Consider the following 3,447-nt stretch of genomic DNA (forward strand, 5'->3'; position numbering starts at 1 on the left):
CGAAGGCCAAGTACTATTTGCCAATGGCAACGAGCCGTATATATCATAAAAAGCCGCCAGTAAATCCGTTTGCAGTTTATTTGGAAACTGCGCTCCTCGTACCGAATACCAGGCCACCGTAGCACCGAATGACGCGCCATATTGATAACGCGGCCAGCATTTTCGTTCCCGCGCGCCACCAATCGCCTGAAGAATAAATTTTCGATGCTCGACAATCTGTTTTCGCAATTTTTTTGACTGACCGATGTAATAGATCGGCGAACTCCCCCAGGGGTAGGTGAATAGTGTGCCGTCATTGGCCCCCAGTACATAGATCCCTGCGCTTTCCGGCATCCACAACATAGCCTTATCATCCGTATTAATAAGCTCTTCAATACCATCGGGGCAGCGCCGTTCAACAAAAAAACGTAAATGGAAATCTCTCATCTTATCCCTTATAAAAGAATCAAAGTCTTAGGTTGCTTTATCACCATTCATCTTCTTCGCTGTCTTTATCCCTTGCATCATCTTCATCCGGATACCTATCTTCATCTTCATCCGGATACCTATCTTCATCTTCATAATCTTGATCATCAGAACTAGCATATTCATCCGGCTGCTTATAGCCCTGCATCTCACTTGCTGCTTCCAGATTTATGCAATCAGGATCAAAATTAACGAAGCTTTCAAGGTCAACTTTGTACAATTCCTGCAGCGCCTGCCATTGAACAGTATCTCTAGATGCCTGATAAGCGGTGAGTTCATTAATATGACAGGCAAACAGCAGTGAAAAACGAGTAAATAACCTGGGAAAATACAGTTTAGGATCAAAGTTGGAGAGCATGCTATTTACGTCATCGGCAATCAGCGCCGCACTTGAATATTTGCCATCAGCAATCAGTTGTTCAAAGGCATCGAGCTTTTTAAGCAGTAAATTAAGCGCATAGGAGCCTTCCGACGCAAGCTCTGCGACATTGAAGCTCGCAGGCTCAGTTTCTTGTTCCAGCTCTTCAGCCGATTCGTCTTCAAGCTGTTCATCTTCCTCTTCCGTTTCGTCCCAGCTTGTATCTTCCTGATCGCCTTGATCTGATGCATCTTCTTCCTCGGGCTCTTCTTGCTCACGGTAAACAAGGGGCTGAAAAGCCCGCAACCAGTCATTAACATTCAATAACCCATCCAGTACCGCACCAGCAGCATCCTCCAACACCAACCCCAAAACATGGCGCAGTTCGTCGCCGGCATCAAGTGCCTGTTGAATCTGTTCAGTCGTCGCCTGCTCAATCCAGTACTGGTAGGTATCACTATTTTTAGTCTCTTCATACTGCATTTTTTTATGCAGTTGTTTCATCAACCAGTTGAGGATGCTCTGGATATGCTTCTCACGTTTTTTGACTGGCCCCAGAGCCGCCAGCTGTTCTCCCAGTAAATCGGTCAGACACAGGTAAATTTCAGCCATAGCCCCAACCCCCTGTTCGAGAAAATGGCCGTAAAGAAAATAGCCAATAATACGGATATCATAAATCTCCAGGGCAATAATTTCTTCTGCCTTGGTAGCCGCATCCTCGTACCTTGCCTCCTGCGTCAAAGTAATGATATCACTGAAACGCGGATCAAAAGTTGCGAGACCAGGATCCGTATCTTCTTTAAGACTTGCTTGTAATAGCTCTATATTCATTTACCACTCCAGATAAGTTATTCACCACTGGCTAGTTCTCAAGCCGTTTTTTCATTTCCGCCAGTCTCTTTCTGTGCCTGGCTCGGGCAATTTCAATTGCAGCTGCCGAATCGGTTGTCAGGCATGCTCTGCATATATCGAATCCCTCGACCGAATCCAGATTTTCCGCTGACAACTCACGCAGGCAGGCCTGGCAGTGCAGGCCTGGCTCGAGAGTTTTTTCTGCGTTTAATGTTTCTAATTCCGGTTCAGCGCAGGCTTGGGGAAATAACTTAGGTCTTAGTGCCTTGAGCTCCGGCAGTGCGTTATAACAGTCCGGGCAAAACAGTTTGCCATTAAATTCTTTGCTTCCCAACTCAGGTATTTTTCGATTACAAGCGTGACAGCGAACAAGCTTGGTTAAATCCACCGACTCCTGTGTTACCAACGGCCTGTTTTGTTGATCTAGTTCTGACCGAATTTTCATCACGGGCCTTTTAATCAAATTCATATAACAGGCCTTGCAAAATAAAAGCCCTAAGAGTTCTCGACAATTATCGTTTGCGATCGCTCCTTCGCAGAGCCGGCAATATTGCTGAACTGGTTCAGCGCCCAAAATTTCTCCTTCGGGCCGATCGCCAGCTTCCTGTTGCTGCTTTTCTTCAGCCTGATCCATCAGTTGCTGGAAACACTCCAGACAGAAAGCCCACTTGGCAACTTGCCGATACTCAAGACCGATCAGGTTTTTAGCGCATTTCTCGCACTTCATACCCCCTCCTTGTCTCACTATTATCACTAAGTGCGGAACTACTATTCTCTGCTTTTTTTACACTTTCGTACTCGCCTACATGCCCTTTAAATATCATTATTCTCCGATAGGATTGCTGATCGTTTTTTATCCGGTCATACCCCAGATACGTGTCTTTTTCTAACCGGGCCCATCGCTTCTGAGATTTCAGAACCAGAGTAATTTCCAAATCAATACCTGTTGGCCGTAAGACTGGAAATAACAAACTTTCTAAGCGCTGGTTGATTTCCTGAGGCCATGGCTTTTGGTTAGAAGTGCATTCCTCATAGGTACTCAGGGTAATTCGACGACCATGAATAGGCACTCTTGTACTGGCTCCGAATACAGCATCTTCGCCTAAAGTAGTTTCACCTATGCGAAGTTGCTGGGTGAGTAACTCTTCGTTGAGTAATGTCTTTTCGATATACACACTAATTTCAGGGAAAACCAATTTAAAAAGCCAATGCAGGGTGCTGCATGAAGTAAGATCAAGCACCTGTAGATACCTACGGGCAGTTGAATCCCAAGAGCTAAAAAAGGAGTCATTTAATTCTGGATAAACATTGAAAATATAATCTTTAATCAGGTGATTATCGAAATAGCCGATGAAATCAGACAATAAATTGTTAACTTCACTTTCCATCTTCTGCCGAAAATAACTTGGCAGCGGCGATTGAGCACTTAAAAGCCCAATATTCAAACAAATAATAACTTCGCGTACCGGCGCTTGGCAAAAGTTGATCCCATGGATTAAAGCTGATTGTGAACAAATGCTGTTATTACTTCTAAAGCGAATTTCCTCCGGCTTATAGCCAATAGAGTGCAACAGCCGCAACAGAGATATGATGTCAAACTCATGAATACGTTCAGCAATTTTGCTTTCTAACTCATTCACAGCCTTATTCCTTAACTCATTTTTTTATTTCAAAAGCATCAATCAAATCTTCGACTTGATTGATAAGCTGATCAATTTGCACGTCCACAGCGCCGGTTTTATCAGCACTTTTTTCGTCAAGATGGATGTTAA

4 protein-coding genes are annotated in these 3,447 nt (G+C 44.2%); all 4 read right to left on the reverse strand.

Features of this window, described 5'->3' with window-relative positions:
• A partial coding sequence (locus tag AC4GME_RS18155; RefSeq protein WP_490379976.1) for a hypothetical protein occupies positions 1 to 426 on the reverse strand: 426 nt, incomplete at its 3' end.
• A gap of 40 nt (positions 427 to 466) precedes the next feature.
• Positions 467 to 1,654, reverse strand: a complete 1,188-nt coding sequence (locus AC4GME_RS18160) for a type VI secretion system protein IglI family protein (RefSeq protein WP_490379977.1) — start codon at positions 1,652 to 1,654, stop codon at positions 467 to 469.
• Between the two features lie 31 nt (positions 1,655 to 1,685).
• Positions 1,686 to 2,402 (reverse strand): hypothetical protein, encoded by a 717-nt coding sequence (locus tag AC4GME_RS18165; protein WP_490375840.1) that lies wholly within the window; start codon positions 2,400 to 2,402, stop codon positions 1,686 to 1,688.
• On the reverse strand, positions 2,380 to 3,315 hold the full coding sequence (locus AC4GME_RS18170; protein ID WP_490379978.1) for a hypothetical protein: 936 nt from the start codon (positions 3,313 to 3,315) through the stop codon (positions 2,380 to 2,382). The genes AC4GME_RS18165 and AC4GME_RS18170 overlap by 23 nt, the downstream gene beginning before the upstream one ends.
• Positions 3,316 to 3,447: the final 132 nt, after the last annotated feature.

It is taken from the genome of Psychromonas sp., from assembly GCF_983033635.1.